Source organism: Oerskovia sp. Root918, assembly GCF_001428945.1.
Taxonomy (GTDB): Bacteria; Actinomycetota; Actinomycetes; order Actinomycetales; family Cellulomonadaceae; genus Oerskovia; species Oerskovia enterophila.
On record NZ_LMJG01000017.1, the window covers coordinates 86,433 to 103,344 of the forward strand.

General features: G+C 73.8%; 15 protein-coding genes. 8 read left to right on the plus strand and 7 right to left on the minus strand.

Annotated features, from left to right (window positions below; all coding sequences use genetic code 11):
* Positions 1-36: 36 nt before the first annotated feature.
* Positions 37-987, plus strand: a complete 951-nt coding sequence (locus ASE27_RS18705) for a zinc-binding alcohol dehydrogenase family protein (RefSeq protein ID WP_056654210.1) — start codon at positions 37-39, stop codon at positions 985-987.
* Between the two features lie 124 nt (positions 988-1,111).
* Here the strand turns inward: ASE27_RS18705 and ASE27_RS18710 are convergent, their stop codons facing one another.
* On the minus strand, positions 1,112-2,002 hold the full coding sequence (locus ASE27_RS18710) for a pentapeptide repeat-containing protein (protein WP_056654212.1): 891 nt from the start codon (positions 2,000-2,002) through the stop codon (positions 1,112-1,114).
* 223 nt (positions 2,003-2,225) lie between these two features.
* Here ASE27_RS18710 and ASE27_RS18715 point away from each other — a divergent pair, with 223 nt between their 5' ends.
* From ASE27_RS18715 to ASE27_RS18725, 3 genes are all read left to right on the plus strand, one after another.
* Positions 2,226-3,131 (plus strand): histone-like nucleoid-structuring protein Lsr2, encoded by a 906-nt coding sequence (locus ASE27_RS18715; protein WP_157257712.1) that lies wholly within the window; start codon positions 2,226-2,228, stop codon positions 3,129-3,131.
* A gap of 189 nt (positions 3,132-3,320) precedes the next feature.
* A complete protein-coding gene (locus ASE27_RS18720; protein ID WP_056654217.1) occupies positions 3,321-4,547 on the plus strand; it encodes a sensor histidine kinase in 1,227 nt (408 codons plus the stop codon).
* The gene (locus tag ASE27_RS18725; protein WP_235535498.1) at positions 4,538-5,221 is read left to right on the plus strand and encodes a response regulator transcription factor; all 684 of its coding nucleotides are present in this window, start codon (positions 4,538-4,540) and stop codon (positions 5,219-5,221) included. The genes ASE27_RS18720 and ASE27_RS18725 overlap by 10 nt, the downstream gene beginning before the upstream one ends.
* A 30-nt stretch (positions 5,222-5,251) precedes the next feature.
* Here the strand turns inward: ASE27_RS18725 and ASE27_RS18730 are convergent, their stop codons facing one another.
* From ASE27_RS18730 to ASE27_RS18745, 4 genes are all read right to left on the minus strand, one after another.
* On the minus strand, positions 5,252-6,859 hold the full coding sequence (locus tag ASE27_RS18730) for a PP2C family protein-serine/threonine phosphatase (protein WP_056654220.1): 1,608 nt from the start codon (positions 6,857-6,859) through the stop codon (positions 5,252-5,254).
* A gap of 99 nt (positions 6,860-6,958) precedes the next feature.
* Positions 6,959-7,765 carry a M15 family metallopeptidase gene (locus ASE27_RS18735; RefSeq protein WP_056654224.1) on the minus strand — a complete coding sequence of 269 codons (807 nt, stop codon included), beginning with the start codon at positions 7,763-7,765 and terminating at the stop codon, positions 6,959-6,961.
* A 72-nt stretch (positions 7,766-7,837) separates the two neighbouring features.
* The gene (locus ASE27_RS18740) at positions 7,838-8,491 is read right to left on the minus strand and encodes a response regulator transcription factor (protein WP_056654226.1); all 654 of its coding nucleotides are present in this window, start codon (positions 8,489-8,491) and stop codon (positions 7,838-7,840) included.
* Positions 8,488-10,131: a sensor histidine kinase gene (locus ASE27_RS18745; protein ID WP_056654229.1), complete on the minus strand. Its 1,644-nt coding sequence runs from the start codon at positions 10,129-10,131 to the stop codon at positions 8,488-8,490. The genes ASE27_RS18740 and ASE27_RS18745 overlap by 4 nt, the downstream gene beginning before the upstream one ends.
* 137 nt (positions 10,132-10,268) lie before the next feature.
* Here ASE27_RS18745 and ASE27_RS18750 point away from each other — a divergent pair, with 137 nt between their 5' ends.
* Together ASE27_RS18750 and ASE27_RS18755 are read left to right on the plus strand one after the other, a co-directional pair.
* Positions 10,269-11,312: a CPBP family intramembrane glutamic endopeptidase gene (locus ASE27_RS18750; protein ID WP_056654234.1), complete on the plus strand. Its 1,044-nt coding sequence runs from the start codon at positions 10,269-10,271 to the stop codon at positions 11,310-11,312.
* A gap of 120 nt (positions 11,313-11,432) precedes the next feature.
* Positions 11,433-12,650: an LLM class flavin-dependent oxidoreductase gene (locus tag ASE27_RS18755; protein WP_082609136.1), complete on the plus strand. Its 1,218-nt coding sequence runs from the start codon at positions 11,433-11,435 to the stop codon at positions 12,648-12,650.
* Between the two features lie 43 nt (positions 12,651-12,693).
* Here the strand turns inward: ASE27_RS18755 and ASE27_RS18760 are convergent, their stop codons facing one another.
* Together ASE27_RS18760 and ASE27_RS18765 are read right to left on the minus strand one after the other, a co-directional pair.
* Complete coding sequence (locus ASE27_RS18760) at positions 12,694-13,698, minus strand: NADP-dependent oxidoreductase (protein ID WP_056654238.1); 1,005 nt, start codon at positions 13,696-13,698, stop codon at positions 12,694-12,696.
* 131 nt (positions 13,699-13,829) lie between these two features.
* Positions 13,830-14,216: a DUF1304 domain-containing protein gene (locus ASE27_RS18765; RefSeq protein WP_056654240.1), complete on the minus strand. Its 387-nt coding sequence runs from the start codon at positions 14,214-14,216 to the stop codon at positions 13,830-13,832.
* Between the two features lie 145 nt (positions 14,217-14,361).
* Here ASE27_RS18765 and ASE27_RS18770 point away from each other — a divergent pair, with 145 nt between their 5' ends.
* Both ASE27_RS18770 and ASE27_RS18775 read left to right on the plus strand, forming a co-directional pair.
* Positions 14,362-14,979, plus strand: coding sequence for a TetR/AcrR family transcriptional regulator (locus ASE27_RS18770; protein ID WP_056654243.1), 618 nt, complete (start codon positions 14,362-14,364; stop codon positions 14,977-14,979).
* Between the two features lie 62 nt (positions 14,980-15,041).
* On the plus strand, positions 15,042-16,907 hold the full coding sequence (locus tag ASE27_RS18775) for a sodium:proton antiporter (RefSeq protein ID WP_056654247.1): 1,866 nt from the start codon (positions 15,042-15,044) through the stop codon (positions 16,905-16,907).
* Positions 16,908-16,912 lie beyond the last annotated feature (5 nt).

Sequence of the window (16,912 nt, forward strand, 5' to 3'; positions counted from 1 at the left end):
TCGGACCCGTCTACCAACCGAGAGAGAGGACCCACCGTGCACGCCGCCCTCGTCACCTCGTTCGACCGGCCACCGCAGTACACGGAGGTGCCGGACCCCGAGCCCGGACCGGACGAGGTCCTGGTCCACGTCCTGGCCGCCGGGCTGCACCCGCGCGTCCGGTCGGGGGCAGCCGGCACCCACTACACGAGCGACGGCGCGCTGCCGCTCGTCCCCGGGTTCGACGGCGTGGGCCGCACCGAGGACGGCCGTCGGGTGTTCTTCGCGGGGCTCCACGCGCCGCGCGGCAGCATGGCCGAGCTCGTCGCCGTCCCCGCGGGGCGCCTCGTCGATCTTCCCCCCGGGCTCGACGACGTGACGATCGCCGCGGCCATGAACCCTGCGATGTCGGCGTGGCTCGCGCTGCGGCACCGCGCGGACCTGCAGCCGGGCGAGAGCGTCCTGGTCCTGGGTGCGACGGGCAACGCGGGCCGCCTGGCCGTGCAGCTCGCACGGCACCTGGGGGCCCGGCGCATCGTGGGCGCGGGGCGTGACGCGACCTCGCTCGAGGCCGTGCGTCGCCTGGGGGCCGACGCGATCGTGCCGCTCATGGCCGACGACGTCGCCGAACGTCTCGCCCGGGAGGCCGCCGACGTCGACGTGGTGGTCGACTACGTCTGGGGAGCCCCGACCGAGCAGGCGCTCGCGGCCGTGACGGGTGCTCGGAGCGATCCCGCCCACCTCCTGCGCTGGGTGCACGTCGGCGCGACCGCAGGGCCCACGATCACGCTGCCGGCGGCGACCCTGCGCAAGACCAACGTGCAGGTCAGCGGGAGCGGGCAGGGCTCGGTGTCGTCCGACGGCATGGTCGCTGCGATCACCGAGCTCGCGACGCTGCTGCCGCAGGTACGGCCCGCGGTCGACGTCGTCACGGTCCCCCTGCGCGAGGTCGCGGCCGCCTGGGAGGCGAGGACCGCGTCGGGCACGCGGGTCGTCCTGGTCCCGTGACGCCCGCCGCTCGTCCCTCGACGAGCCGGTGACATACGCCGGGTCCGACGGGAGCGGCGCCCCCGGTGAGGTGACTCGCCGGGGGCGCCGCTGCGCCGTCGGGCCGTCCTCCTGCCCGACGGCGTCACGCGCGCCGGGCGCGCGACCTCGCCACGGGCGGTGCGCCCCAGTGCGCTGGGCGCGTCAGGCCCGCGGGGAGCCGCGTGGCCGCGTCGCCCCGCGCGGCGTCGACCTGGACCTGGGTGAGGAAGAGCGCGTCGGTGAGGTCGGCCCCCGAGAGGTCCGCCCCACGTAGGTCCGCCCCGACGAGGTCGGCGCTGCGCAGGTCCGCGCCCCGCAGGTCCGCCCCCACGAGCAGCGCGCCGCGGAGGCTCGCGCCCCGCAGGTCCGCGCCCGCCAACCGCCGCCCGACCAGGTCCGCACCCCGGCGGTCCGCGCGCCTGCCCCGCGGCTGGTGCACCGAGCGGGCACGGGCCGCCTCGCTCGCGCGCACCAGGAGCGGGTTCACGCCGTCGCGCAGCGCCCCGAGGTCCAGGGCGAGCAGCTCGTCCGGTGAGCCTGTGGAGAGGAGGTCGATCCGCTCGACGGCTTGGGTGAGCTCCGCAGCGAGCGACTCGTCGTGGCCCAGCGTCAGCGCCTGGGCCTCCGTGAGGTACCAGAGCAGCTCGTGGACGTGGCGCAGCACGGGCAGCAGCGCGAACATCGACGACCGCACCTCCGGGTGCTCGCGCCAGTCCTGGCCCGCGAAGGTCGAGCGCGAGATCTTCTGGCCCGCGCCGAAGCAGTCGTAGACCGTGCAGCCGACGAACCCGCGCTCACGCAGCTCGGGGTGGATCCCGCAGCTGTGGTCGGGACGCAGGTTCCGGCACGGGTCGCCGGCGTCCTTGTCGATCGGGAAGTCGGCCGAGCGCGTGAACGCCAGCGCCACGCAGCACAGCCCGAAGCAGCTCTCGCAGTCCGCGTGCAGGCCGAGGCGCTCGCGGTCGGCGGCGGGGTGCGCGGTGGTCGGGGGCATGGGGCTCCTGGCGGGTTGCGGGGGTCGTGGTCGATCGGCGGTGCGGGGCGTGCTCGTTCCCAGTACATCGCGCCCCGGGTGCCCGGGTCGAGCGAGCTGTCGAGACGCCGGGCCCGGAGGGCAGCCGGAAGGACATGGGCGCCCGCGGGGCCTTCGTCCGAGATGTGAAAGAGTTGACGCGCGCACATCGGTCGGTGTGGGCATCGTTCGCGGAGAGGTCGTCATGGGTCTGCTGAGCTGGTTCAAGGGTCGTCGGAAGAAGGCGGAGGACGCACCGGTGGTGAGCGTCGCGTCGCTGTTCGACGACGCTCAGAAGACCCCCGTCGCACCGGCCGTCGAGCAGGCGCCCGTCGAGACGCCTGCCGCAGCACCGGCTCCCGCCCCCGCTGCTGCCGTCGAGCCCGCGGCGACGCCCGTCGCCATCGCGGTCCTCGAGCGCGAGGAGGTGCTCGAGTCGGAGGTCGTCGAGGTCGCGACGGTCAAGCAGGTCGAGCCGGTCAAGCAGGTCGAGCCGGTCAAGCAGGTCGAGCCGGTGAAGCCGGTCGAGCCGGCTGCCGAGGTCGCGGCGGCTGCGTCCGAGCCTGCTGAGACGGTCCTCGAGTCCGCGCCCGTCGTGCCGGTCGCCGAGCCGGTCGCCGCGGCGAAGCCCGCCGTGGCCGACGCACCCGTCGAGCCCCAGACCGCTGAGGCCACCGAGGCCACCGAGGCCGACACGGACGTCGCGGCTACCGAGGTCGACGCAGCGTCGGCGACGTCGGTCGACGAGTCGGCCGTCGTGGAGATCGAGGTCGACGCGGTCGAGACGGTTGCTGCCGCAGAGCCCGAGACCGCGCCCGAGCCGGCCGAGCCGGTCGCCGCGGAAGCGGCCGAGCAGGCAGGAGAGCCCGTCTTCGAGACGGCGCCCGCCGTCGAGCCTGCCGAGCAGGTCGTCGAGCCCGCCGTCGAGGCTGAGGCCGCCGTCGAGCCCGCCACCGCCGTGGCACCCAAGAGCACCGCCTACCTGCTGCCCGGCGAGACGACCGCAGCGATCCGCGCGTGGGCCCTCGCGAACGGCCACACCGTGAGCCCCAAGGGCCGCCTGCCCAAGGCGGTCCTCACCGCCTACCGTGCGGCGAACGGCGAGAGCTGACGATCGCGCGCTGAGTGCGGAGTTCTTGCGCGAAACGCCCGGCGTGTCGCGCAAGAACTCCGCACTCACGGGCCAGCCGCCAGCCGCCCGCCCGGGGAGCCAGCGGGCTCCGCACTGATCCTTTGGTCTGACGCAGGGTCGTCCCGACTGCCGATGTGCCCCGGCGGGCCGCGCGCATAGTCTCGCGGCATGCCGACCGACACGTACGTCCCCCGCTCCGCCTGGGGCATCCTCTGGCGCCTGGCCGTTGCGCTGGGGGCAGGGTTCCTGACCTTCGGGCTCGTGCTCTCGGACATCCCGGTCGAGCCGACCGCCCGCCAGGGGTTCTTCGTGCTGCTCGACCTCTTCCTGGGTGTCGTCGCGATCGTCCTGATGCCGTTCAGCCGGCACGCGCCCCTGACGATCGCCCTGATCCTCGCGGCACTCTCGGGGTTCTCGGGCTTCGCGCTCGGTGCGGTCTGCATCGTGCTGGTCTCGCTCGCGACGCGCCGCCGCTGGCAGGAGATCGCTGCGGTCGGGATCGTGTGGTTGGCGTCGACGCTCGCGTTCGAGGCCCTGCACCCGACGCTCGACCTCCCGTGGTGGGGCGCGGTCCTCGTGGTGCTCTCGGTGCTCGTCTACGGTCTCCTCGTGGCGATCGGCGTCTCGATCGGCAACCGTCGCGACCTCCTGGTCTCGCTGCGCGAGCGTGCCGAGACGGCCGAGCGTGAGCAGGCCGCGCGGCTCGACCAGGCACGGACGACCGAGCGCACGCGCATCGCCCGCGAGATGCACGACGTCCTGGCGCACCGTATCTCGCTCGTCGCGATGCACTCCGGGGCGCTCGCGTACCGCACGGACCTCACGCGGGAGGAGACGTCGGCGGCCGCGGCCGTGATCCAGGACAACGCGCACCTCGCGATGACCGAGCTGCGCGAGGTCCTGGGTGTCCTGCGCGAGACCGACGTCCCGGCGGGCGTGCCCGAGCGCCCTCAGCCGACGCTCGACGCCCTGCCCGACCTGCTGGACGAGGTCCGCGGCCTCGGTGGTGGCGACGCCGACGTCGGCTGCGAGATCGCCCCCGCGACGGCCGAGCGGCTTCCGGACCTGCCGGAGCAGACGAGCCGGAGCGCGTACCGGATCCTCCAGGAGTCGCTCACGAACGCGCGCAAGCACGCTCCCGCAGCGCCCGTGCGCGTCGGGATCTCGGGGGAGCCGGGGGAGGGGCTCGTGCTGCGGGTCACCAACCCGCTCGTCACTGTCTGCACTGTCCGCGCGCCCGACGACGGTGCCGCCTCGCGCGCGTCGGGTGCGCCGCCGTCGGGCCTGGGGCTGACCGGGCTCGCCGAGCGCGCCCGCCTCACGGGCGGCGAGCTCCGTGCCGCGCCCGACGGGGCCGGGTCCTTCGTCGTGAGAGCGTGGCTCCCGTGGACGTGACCCCCGAGACCCCCGATCTGGTACCCCTGCGGGTCGTCCTGGTCGACGACGAGACCCTGGTGCGTGCCGGGCTGCGCCTCATCCTGGGCGGCGACCGGTCGATCGAGATCGTGGGTGAGGCCGCCGACGGCGTCGCGGCGGTCGCGGAGATCGCGCGCGCCCGGCCCGACGTCGTCCTCATGGACATCCGGATGCCGCGCCGCGACGGCCTCGCGGCCCTGGAGATCGCGCGCGCTGCGGACCCGGGGCTCAAGGTCATCGTGCTCACGACGTTCGACGCCGACGACATGGTGCTGTCCGCGCTCCGGCTGGGCGCGGCCGGGTTCCTGCTGAAGGACACCCCGCCCGCCGAGCTGGTCGCGGCGGTCCGCCTCGTCGCCGAGGGGCGCTCGATGCTGTCGCCGTCGGTCACGCAGCAGCTCATCGCCGCGGTCGCGCGGGCGCCGGCCGACGACCGCGCGGCCTCCGCGCGCGAGCGCCTGTCGCGCCTGACCGAGCGTGAGCGGGAGGTCGCGGTCGCGATCGGGTCCGGGCTGTCCAACGCGGACATCGCCGCGGCGCTGTTCCTGAGCGTCGCGACCGTCAAGACCCACGTGGGGCGGGTGCTCGACAAGCTCGGGGCCGAGAACCGCGTGCAGGTCGCGATCTGCGTGCACGACGCCGGCCTGGCCTGAGACGCGCGTGCGGCTCGCGCAGCTGCGGCGTCAGGGGACCTCGTAGAGGAGCAGCGCGACGTCGTCGCGCGCGCCGCCGGAGAGGAGCTCGGCGAGCAGCGCGTCCGGGAGGTCGGCCGCGGGGCGCTCCTCGCGGATCGCGAGCGCGACGTCCGCGAGCCGCCGCAGGCCCTCCGAGAGGTGCTCGCCGCGACGCTCGACCAGCCCGTCGGTGTAGAGGATCACGGCGTCACCGCTGTCGAGCGCCGCGGTGGCCTCCTGGCGAGGGAGCGAGGTGAGCGCGAGCGGCGTTCCCCGACCGTCGTTGAGCCAGCACGTCTCGGCCTTGTTGACGACGAGCGGTGGCAGGTGACCTGCGGCCGAGTAGGTGATGGTCCGGGCGTTCTCGTCGACGATCGCGCACAGGACGGTCGCGAGCTCGGCCCCGGGCAGCGTCCGGGCGAAGCGGTCGAGGCCCTCGAGCGTCGCGGCCGGACCGAGGTTCTCGAGGAGCAGGGCGCGGCTCGCGCTGCGGAGCTGACCCATGACGGCGGCAGCACGCAGGCCCTTGCCCACGCAGTCGCCGACGACCAGGCCGAACCGCCCGTCCGACAGGTCGACGACGTCGTACCAGTCGCCACCGATGAGCAGGCTGTCGTCTGCCGGGCGGTAGCGGGTGTGCCAGCCGGGGGCCGTCGGGTCGTCGGGGAGCATCGCGTCCTGGAGCGCGTTCGCGACCGTGCGCAGCTCGTCGACCTGGCGGATCTGGGCGAGCGTGCTGCTCAGCGCCGTGCCGACCGCGGACGCCACGAGCTGGAGGAACGAGCGCTGGGCGTCGTCGTCGGGCCGGTGCGGGTTGCCCTCGAGGACGATGACGCCCGCGGCGACGCGGTCGCGCGTCGCAGCGAGAGGTGCGACGAGCGCGTTGCCGACGTGGTCCAGGCGGCGCCGGTCGGCGACCTCGCGCAGGACGTGCGGTGGGACCGACTCGTCGTGACGCTCGTGCGTCGAGGCGAAGGGTACGAGCCCGGCCGAGGTATCCAGGTACAGGTCCGCCCGGGTCACGTCCTGGCTGCGTCCGAGCACGGCCACCGTCGCAGCCGCGAGCTCGTCCACGTCGCCCTGCAGCCGCTGGAGCGCAGCGGTCAGGGTGCCCAGGGTCTGGAGGCGCCGGGCGTCGACCACGTGGTCGGTGGTCTCGGTCGCGACGTCCATGACGCCGCAGATCGTGCCCTCCTCGTCGCGCAGGGGACTGTAGGAGAACGTGAAGGCCGTCTCCTCGTCGTACCCCGAGCGGTTCATGAGCAGGGGCTGGTCCTTGGACCACGTAGGGACGCCCGTGGCGAGGACCGAGTCGAACAGCGGCTCGATCTCCGGCCAGATCTCGGCCCACACGGCGCTCGCCGGGGCGCCCATCGCTGCCGGGTGCTTGTCCTCGCCGAGCATGGGACGGTAGCCGTCGTTGTAGATCATCAGGAGCTCGGGGCCCCAGGCGATGAAGATGGGGAAGCGCGTGCTGAAGCACAGCCGCACGGCGGCGCGCAGGGTCTTGGGCCAGGTGTCGGGCGCGCCGATCGAGGTGGCGGACCAGTCGATCGACCGGGCCAGCTCACCGCTCTCGGTGCCCTGGGTGGCCAGGTCGAACCAGTCGGAACTCACGGCTCATCGTAGGAGCCATCTGCCGATGTGCGTGCATCGTCGGTCGGTCGGCCTGCTGCACCGCCTGGGCGCAGGGACGATCGAGTGCCCGTGAGGACGTCATGTCCCGGTCGTCGAGAAGTGCTGATGGTCGACCGGCCCGGTCCAGTACCCGCCCCACTGCCACCCGGCGGCCAGGAACGCGCGGACCGTGGCGTCGTCGGGCGCGATCACGCCTGCGACTGCAGGGCGCGACGCGAACTCGGCTCCTGCAGGCGGCTCGACCGCGTCGCCCGAGACCCACGGGTTCTCGACCGGGTTGAGGTCCAGGGCGCGGCCGTACGCGTGCTCGGACCACCGGTCCGTGCCCGCGACCGGGCGGCAGTTGAACGCCGAGGTGTTGTCGGCAGCCATCGAGGCGTCGTCGTCGCCCCCGAAGTCGTCGACGAGCCGCATCGACCGGATCGGGTAGCCCGCGTCGAACAGGTCGTGGAAGACCTCGACGACACCGTCCGCGACGTCGGCGTGCACGACGAGCTCGCCCGTCGCGACACCCCCGTCGAACGTCCGGTGGGACACGGTCAGGTAGCGCAGGTCGGCGAGAGCGACGGGGCAGCCCTCGCGCCACGACGTGGGCGTCATGCGCTCTGCGAGCTCGGGAGTGACCGGCCCGACGGCGGCGCTGAACTCGGGCACGCCGGGTTCCGGTGACGCGGTGGTCGGCTCGGGAAGGGCCTGCGGCGCCGGGGGCGAGCGCTTCGAGGGGGTGGGTGCCGGTGCAGTGTTGCCCGCCGAGGGCGCGCTCGGCGCGACCGAGGTGCTGGTCGGTGGCGGGTTTCCCGCGACGCACCCGCTCAGCGCGCCCAGGAGCAGCCCGCCGCCCATGAGGACGGCGACCCGCGACCTGCTCGAGGACGTGCGGCGCACCCGGCCAGTATCGACGTGGGCGGCCGCCCGCACCAGGGGTCGGGCCCGGACCGGCGCGGCGCGGCGTCGAGGTCAGGCTCGCTCCGACAGCCCGACCAGCCCCGACTCGTACGCCGCGATCACGAGCTGCACCCGGTCGCGGCACGCGAGCTTGCGCAGCACCTCGGAGACGTGCGACTTCACGGTCTGCTCGGTGATGAACAGCTCGGCACCGATCTCCGCGTTCGACAGCCCGCGGGCGACCGTGAGCAGCACCTCGCGCTCGCGGCCCGTGAGGTTCTCGATCCCGGGGGCGGCCCGGGTCGTGCGCTGCGCGAAGTCGCCGACCAGGCGGCGCGTGATGGTCGGTCCCAGGAGCATCGAGCCGTCCGCGACGAGACGCACACCCTCGACCAGCCGGGGAGCCGGGGTGTCCTTGAGCAGGAAGCCCGAGGCCCCGGCCTGGAGCGCGTCGAACACGTACTCGTCGAGGTCGAACGTCGTGAGGATGAGGACGCTCGTGCCGGGGTGGCGTGCGCAGATCTCGGCCGTCGCGGCGATCCCGTCCATGACGGGCATGCGCACGTCCACGACAGCGACGTCGGGCCGGTGGGCGGCGACGACGTCGAGCAGCTCGGCCCCGTTCCCCGCCGACCCGACGACGTCGATGTCGTCGGCCGCGTCGAGGATCGCGGCGAAGCCGTAGCGGACCACGGGCTGGTCGTCGGCGACCACGACGCGGGTCATGCGCCGGTCCCGTCGGGTGCGTCGGTTCCGTGGGGCATGTCGGGCGCGGGTGCGTCGCTCGGTGTGGCGAGCGTCGTAGGCGTGGTCTTTGTGAGCTCCGGGGCGCCAACGTGCTCCGGTGCGTGGACCGGCAGCGAGACCTCGACGACGAACGAGCCGCCCTCCTCGCCCGCGGTGAGCGAGCCACCGATCGACTCGACGCGCTCGCGCATCCCGAGCAGTCCGCGGCCGGGGGCGGCGGGCGACGTGCGGGGGACCAGGGGGTTGGAGATGCGGGCGGTCAGCGTGGCCGAGGCGCTGTGGGTGCCGGTGGTGCTGTCGGCGCCGGAGATGCCGGTGGGCTCGGCGCTAGCGGTGGTGCCGGGGGTGCCGGTGGGCTCAGGGGGAGCGGTGTCGGCTGCGGCGTCGGACGCACTGGTGGGTTGGGGGGAGCCCGCCAGCGGGGACTTGTTGTCAGAAATTGCCCGGGGTATCGCCCGGCTCAGTTCTGACAACTGGTCCGTGCCCGACGGCGCCGCTCCCGTCCCGAGCGTCAGCGTCACCGGCTGCCCCGGGGCGTGGCGACGCGCGTTCGTGAGCGACTCCTGGACCGCGCGGTAGAGCACGAGACCCTGGGCTGACGGCAGCACCGGCAGGTCACCGACGACCTTCACCTGCTGCCCGGCCGAGCGGGCGGCGTCCACGAGCGCCACGATGTCACCGGACCCAGGTTGCGGGGCCCGGTCGGCACCCTCGGTGCGTTGCAGCACCGCGAGCACCTGGCGCAGCTCTCCCAGCGCGTGCCGGGCGTCGTCGGCGATCTCCGCGAGCACGACCCGGGACTCGGCGTCGATCGACGGGTGCACGTACGGTGCCGACTCCGCGCGGACGGCGACGAGCGAGATGTGGTGCGCGACGACGTCGTGCAGGTCGTGCGCGATCCGGGCCCGCTCGAGCGCGACGGTCTCGACCTCGTGCGCCTGCTCGGACGCGCGGTTGGCTGCGACCGTGCGGAGCCTGGCACGGCGGCCAGCGCCGATCGCAGCGCTCGTGACCAGCACGGCGACCGAGTAGACGATGTAAAGGACGAACGTCAACCCGCTGGACCCGTCTCCAGGGGTCACCGGGCCGACGGGGAGCAGCGCGTAGATGCCCGTGAGGCAGTACCCCGCGGCGATTCCCACGGCGAGGACGAACGGTACGACCGCCCGTCGCCACCCGTCGTACGCGCAGACCACGGCGATCGCGAGCAGCGCGAGCCACCAGGACCAGACGAAGGTCGCGACGAGTGGCGCCAGGAGGAAGGGCCAGGCAGCGAGAGAACAGGCCAGACCGAGCGAACGCCGCGAGAGGAGGACCCCGATGGTCGCGCTCAGGCTGCCCAGCTCCATGACCGGCTTGATCAGCGGCATGGTGGCGAGGGTGTCGCCCCACAGGCCAGGCGGGGCTCCCTCGAGATACATGAAGGGAGTGATCATCGCGAACAGCCCCACGAGCAGCGCGAGGACGCCCGGGAAGACCCAGGGACGCCAGCCCCCGCGCACGGTCCCGGCACCGGCGGGACCGGCGGCTCCTGCCCCCCGGAAGCGTCCGGGTGTGCCGTCGGGACCGGAGGACGGCGGCGGGGCGGTGGACCCGGGGGCCCGGGCGGCGATGACCATGCGGACGATTCTTGCGGGTCCCGGAGCTCCGCGGCACCGGCCCGCGACGGACCACGTCTCCCTCCTGCGGGGGAGGAGCGCGCGTCGCCCCTGAAGCGGCCTGGCGTGGCGCACCGGTCCGACGGCAGGATGGACCGATGGCCCCCGACGACGCGGATCCCACCACGCCCAGCACGAGGACCCCTCGACCGGCCGATGCCGCGACCCCGGTGGCCGCACGCGCCACGCCTCCTGCGCCGGGCCGACGAGAACCGCCCACGCCCGCCCGTCGGGACTCGCCCGTCTCCACCGAACCGCCGCTCCCGCACGCGCTCGCCCGCGCGGTGCTCGGCGCCGCCGTCATGGGGGTCGGGCTCGGTGCCTCGGTCGCGCTCGGCATCGCGGCGGCAGAGCTCTGGGGACTCGACGGGTTCCTCGCCCGACTCGTCCCCGCGCTGCTCGTGACGTCGCTGGTCGTCCCGACGATCCTGTTCCTCCGGCGCCGGGTCGACGGCCGTCCGCTGCGCGGCATCGGGTTGGTCGGCCCGCTCACCGCGGTCCGGACGGCGGTGCTGGGGTTCGGCGTCGTCCTGGCTGCGGCCCTGGTCGTCCTGGGCGGAGCGACCGCAGCGGGGTGGGTGACCTGGCGTGCGATCGCGGCCGGAGACCTGCTTCTCTTCCTCGTGACCAACGCGCTCATCGCGCTGCTCTACGAGGCCGTGCCGGAGGAGATCTCGCTCCGCGGCTACGTGCTCACGACGCTCTGGTCCCGGTATCCGCGCTGGGTCGCGATCGTGGTCACGACAGCCCTGTTCCTGGCGGCAGCCTCGACGTCGGTCGTCGTGGGCGCAGGGCTCACGCGCCTGCTGGGCGTCGAGCCGTTCCCGTGGGGCGTCGTCCCTCCGGGGGAGGACCCGGTCTCGTACGCCCTGCTGCTCGCCGTGTTCGGGCTCATGCTCGCCTACGCGCGCGACGCGAGCCGGACCGCGAGCGTGTGGACGTGCGTCGGCGCCCACCTGGCCTTCCTCACGGTCAACCGGGTCGTGCTGTCGGCTCGGGGGACGGGGGTCGAGGTCGACCTGGCGAGCCCTGACCTCCTGCTGCTCGTGCCGCTCTACGTGGGCCTCGCGATCGTGGCCTTCGCATTCCTGGGTGAGCGCACACCCCGTCCCAGCCCGCGAGAGCTTCCGCGAACGGCTTGACCGGCCCCTCGTCGCGGCCTACGGTCCGCCGACGCGTGCGACCCGCGACCTCCTCGACCGAACGGCCCGCCGGGCCCACGAGGACCGTCCACAGGAGGGTTCGCGCCGGACGGAGGAGACATGACCGCGGCGATCCACTGGTTCCTGCCGACGTCGGGGGACGGGCGCACCGTCGTCGGGTCCTCGCACGCCGCGACGACCCCCGGGACGGCGCAGGCCTTCCGCGCCCCGACGCTCGACTACCTCACCGACGTCGCGCGCACGGCCGACCGCCTGGGCTACGAGGCCGTCCTGACCCCGACCGGGACCTGGTGCGAGGACGCATGGCTGACGACCGCGGCGCTGTTGCGCGAGACGCAGCGGCTGCACTTCCTCGTCGCGTTCCGCCCGGGCCTGGTGTCGCCGACGCTCGCCGCGCAGATGGCCGCGACGCTCCAGCGGTTCTCGGGCGGGCGCGTGCGCCTCAACGTCGTGACGGGCGGGGACGAGAGCGAGCAGCGCAGGTTCGGCGACTGGCTCGAGCACGACGAGCGCTACGCGCGCACGGCCGAGTTCCTGGCCGTCGTGCGTGGGCTGTTCTCGGGCGAGCCGCTCGACCTCGACGGGCAGCACTACCGGATCCGCGACGGTCGCGTCCCGGTGCCGCCGGACCCTGCGCCGCCCATCTACTTCGGCGGCTCCTCGGAGGCCGCGCTGCCCGTCGCGGCCGAGCACGCCGACGTCTACCTCACGTGGGGCGAGCCGCCCGCCCAGGCCAAGGCCAAGATCGACCGGGTGCGCGAGCTCGCTGCCGAGCGGGGCCGGACCCTGCGGTTCGGCATCCGGCTGCACACCATCAGCCGCGACTCGTCGGCCGAGGCGTGGGGAGTCACCGAGAAGTTCCTCGACGCGTGGTCGCCCGAGCAGGTCGCGGCCGCGCAGGCCCAGTTCCGCTCGTCGTCCTCGACGGGCCAGCGGCGCATGGCCGCGCTCAACGGCGACCGCTTCGACGGCCGCTCGCGGTCGCTCGAGGTGCACCCGGGCCTGTGGGCGGGGGTGGGGCTCGTGCGCGGCGGGGCCGGGACGTCCCTCGTGGGCAGCCACGAGGAGGTCGCCGACCTCGTGCAGGAATACCACGAGGCGGGCTTCGACGAGTTCGTGCTCTCGGGCTACCCGCACCTCGAGGAGGCGCACTGGTTCGCCGAGGGCGTGCGCCCGATCCTCGACCAGCGCGGGGTGACGCGACCGGTCGGGGCGCGTGGCGCCGTCGGGCAGGGGGACCAGGGGAGCGGCGGTCCGGCGGGTGCCCGGACCGCACGCGACGAGGCCGCGCTCAGGACGCACTCGGTGGCGTTCTAGGCGCGGCCCCGGGCCGGGCCGGCACGAGGCCGGCCGGAGAACCTCAGACGCGCACGACCATCTTGCCCGTGTTCGCGCCGCGCATGAGGTCGAGGAACGCGTCGACCGAGCTCTCGATCCCGTCGACCACGGTCTCGTCGAACACGACCTCGCCCGCCTGGAGCCAGGCGCCCATGTCGCGCGAGAACGCGGGGAAGTGCTCGAGGTGGTTGCCGATCGTGAAGCCCTTGAGCATGAGGCTGCGCGTCACCATGTTGCCCATGTTCCGCGGGCCCACCGCGGGCTCGGTCTCGTTGTACTGCGAGATCGCGCCGCACAGGGCCGCGCGGCCGAAGTCGTTGAACGCGCCCAGCGCGGCCTCGAGGTGCTCGCCGCCGACGTTGTCGAAGTACAGGTCGATCCCGTCGGGCGCGGCCACGGCGAGCTGGTCGGCGACCGGCCCGTCCTTGTAGCTGAACGCCGCGTCGTAGCCGTAGCGCTCGGTCAGGAGCGCGACCTTCTCGGGGGTTCCCGCCGATCCGACGACGCGCCCCGCGCCCTTGAGGCGCGCGATCTGGCCCGCGGCGGTGCCCACGGCTCCAGCCGCACCGGAGACGAACACGGTGTCGCCCTCGCGCAGGCCCGCGATCTCGAGCAGCCCGACGTAGGCCGTGAGCCCCGTCATGCCGAGGATGCCCAGGTAGGCGGACAGCGGGACGCCCGGGATCTCGGGGACGACGCGGAACGCGGCGGCGTCGGCCTGGGACACGTCGCGCCATCCGAGCTGGTGCAGCACGACGTCGCCGACCGCGAAGCCCTCGGCCGTCGAGGCCTCGACGCGCCCGACGGCGCCGCCCGTCATGGTCTCGCCCAGCGCGTAGGGCGGGGTGTACGACTTCACGTCGTTCATGCGCCCGCGCATGTACGGGTCGACGGACACGAACTCGTTCCGGACGCGTACCTGGCCGGGGGCGAGCTCGGGGAGCTCGACCTGGACGGTGCGGAAGTCGTCGTGCGTGGGCCAGCCGGTGGGGCGGGCGACGAGCTGGATCTGCGTGGAGGAGGTCATGAGGGTCTCTCGGTCCTTCGGTCGTTGTTCTGTACGGCATGCCCGACGGCGCCGCTCCGGCCGGGTGGGCCGGTGCGGCGCGCGGTGGTCCGGGCAGGTGGGGTGGTCGGTGGGTGCGGGACTGCCCGCGGTCAGGACACCAGGGCGATCACGAGGAGCACGACCGCGATCGCGGGCGGGACGAGCTGGACGAGCGCGGCGCGCGCCTTGGCGGGCGACGAGACGATCAGCACGAGCCCCGCGAGGACCATCGAGCCCGTCGCGCTCAGGACGAGGGCCGCGCCCACGCCCGTGCTCCCGGTCGCGATCACGACGATCCCGATCGCCGTGATGACCGCGAGGAACAGGTTGTAGAAGCCCTGGTTGAACGCGAGCTCGCGGGTGGCCTGCGCCTCCTGCTCGGTGGTCCCGAACGTGGCCCGGGTCCGGGGGGACGTCCAGGACACGGACTCGAGCACGAAGATGTAGACGTGGATCACTGCGGCGAGCCCGGCGAAGACCAGTGCGGTCGCGGTCATGGGAGGTGTCCTTGGGGGTGAGGGGCGGGCTCTCGTGCCTGCCGCTGCCGGCGGAAAGGTATTGTGAACTGCTCGGTCTATTAATCGACGGTACAGTTGTGTACCGGTCGGTGCAATATGAGACGCGGAAAGTGAGGTGGTTCACGTGGGCAGGTCGCAGTCGTTCGACACCACCACGGTGGTCCAGGCGGCCCGGGACGTGTTCTGGGACCAGGGCCTGGAGGGAGCATCTCTCCCCGACCTCGAGCGCGCCACCGGGCTGAACCGGTCGAGCCTCTACCACGCGTTCGGCTCCAAGCGCGGGCTCTTCGACGCGGCCGTCGAGGACTACCTCGACACCGTGATCCGCCCCCGCCTGCGCATCCTCGTCGCCGCGGCCCGGGCGAGCACCACCCCGCGCGAGGCGGGTGCCGCCGTGGTGACGTACTTCGACGGCCTGGCCTCCGCCGTCGGGCAGCTTCCCGCGGACTCCCCGCGACGCGGCTGCCTCCTGGTCGACTGCGCGACCGGACCCGCCGGGCACGACGAGACGCTGCGCGCCGTGGTCGACGCCTACCGGGCCGAGCTGAGCGACGCCCTCTCCGGCGCGCTGCGCGCCGCGACCCCGGCGCTCGCGGACCCGGTCGTCGAGCAGCGCACGCGCATGCTGCTCTCGCTGCTGCTGGGCGCCCTCGCGCTCGCCCGCGTCAACCAGGACGAGGCGACCGCGATGCTGCGCACCGCGCGCGACCAGGCCGCCGAGTGGGTCTCGCGCGACGCGTAGCGCCCGCTCCGGCCGATGCTTCGTCTGATAGGAAGTAGTTCCCCGAGCGAGACGAGATGCCCATGGAGTTCGCCCCCTACCTGATCGCCGGCGTCCTGGCGGTGGTCGGCGTGACCGCCCTCGCGCCGCGCCTGGGGGTCGCCGCCCCGCTGATCCTCGTGCTGCTGGGCGTCGCGGTGTCGTTCCTGCCCGCGGTCTCGGCCGTCGAGGTCGACCCCGAGTGGATCCTGGCCGGCGTGCTGCCCCCGCTGCTGTACTCGGCGTCGGTCAGCATGCCCGCGATGGACTTCCGACGAGATCTCAAGGCGATCAGCGGGCTGTCCGTGGTCCTCGTGGTCATCAGCGCCGTGGTCCTGGGCTTCCTCTTCCACCTGCTCATCCCGGGGATCGGGCTCGCGACGGGCATCGCGCTCGGCGCGATCATCAGCCCCACCGACGCGGTCGCGACCTCGATCGTCAAGAAGGCCGGGGTCTCGCCGCGCGTCGTGACGGTGCTCGAGGGCGAGAGCCTGCTCAACGACGCGTCGGCCCTGGTGCTGCTGCGCTCGGCCATCGCGGCCACGGCTGCGACGGTCTCGGTCGGGCAGGTCGCGGGCGACTTCGTCTACGCGGTCGCGGTCGCCGTGGCGATCGGGTTCGTCGTCGGCAAGGCCAACCTGTGGCTGCGCTCGCGCGTGCGGGAGGCGACGTCCAACACGGCCATCTCGTTCGTCGTGCCGTTCATCGCGTTCCTGCCCTCGGAGCACCTGGGCGCGTCCGGGCTGGTCGCGGTCGTGACGGCCGGCATCGTCACGGGGCTCGGCGCGCCCAAGCACCTGAGCCCTCAGGACCGGATCGCCGAGAAGGCCAACTGGCGGACCGTCGAGCTCCTGCTCGAGAGCGGGGTCTTCCTGCTCATGGGCCTCGAGGTGTTCGGGCTCGTCGAGGAGGTCCGCGAGGAGCACGGCAGCCTGTGGATGGCCGCGGGGCTCGCGCTCATGGCTGCGGCCGTCGTCATCGCGTTGCGCTCGGTGTTCGTCGCGGTGCTGCTGTGGCTCATGAAGCGCTCCAACCGGCGCAACCCCGAGGTCCGCGAGAAGCTCTCGGCGGTCACCGAGAAGCTCGAGCGCGGAGAAATGCCGACGATCGAGGACCGTGAGCACGGCAAGGGGCGGCGGAAGCGTCGAGCGCGCCGCGGCCCCGGTGGGCCGGGCGGCGCGGGAGTCCCGGGCCTGGGTGGGCCTGGCGGCCTGGCCGGGGCCCGTGGCGGCCCGGGGGCCGAGCCGTTCGCGGCCGACGACCCGCGGTTCCAGTCCCGCATGGCCCGCGTCCAGACGTTCCTCACGCGGCGCATCGCGGACATCGACTACCTGGCGCAGGAGCCGCTCGGGCGCCGCGAGGGCGTGCTGCTCGTGTGGGCGGGCATGCGCGGTGTGGTCACGCTGGCCGCGGCGCAGTCGCTCCCGGCCGACACCCCGCACCGGGCGCTGCTCATCCTCATCGCGTTCTTCGTCGCGGCCGGGACCCTGCTCGTCCAGGGCGGCACGCTCCCGTGGGTCGTGCGCAGGCTCGACCTGACGGTCGACACCTCGACCGAGAGCGACGAGCGCCTCGCGCTCCTGGGCGAGCTGTCGCGCGTGGCCTCCGAGGTGATCGACGCCCCCGGCCTCGTGCGCCCCGACGGGACGCCCTACGCACCCGAGACGATCGAGCGCGTGCGCCAGGAGATCGCGCACGACGACCTCGTGGACCGTGAGGCCACCGAGGCCGACGAGCAGCACCGGCAGTACCGCGAGCTGCGGCTCGCGGTGCTGGCCGCGCAGCGCGAGGAGCTGCTGCACGTGCGCGACCACGGCACCTACAGCTCGGGGGCCATGGACGAGACGCTCAAGGTGCTCGACGCGAGCCAGATCAGCGTCGAGATGCACGCACCGGCCGCGGAGCGGTAGCGCTG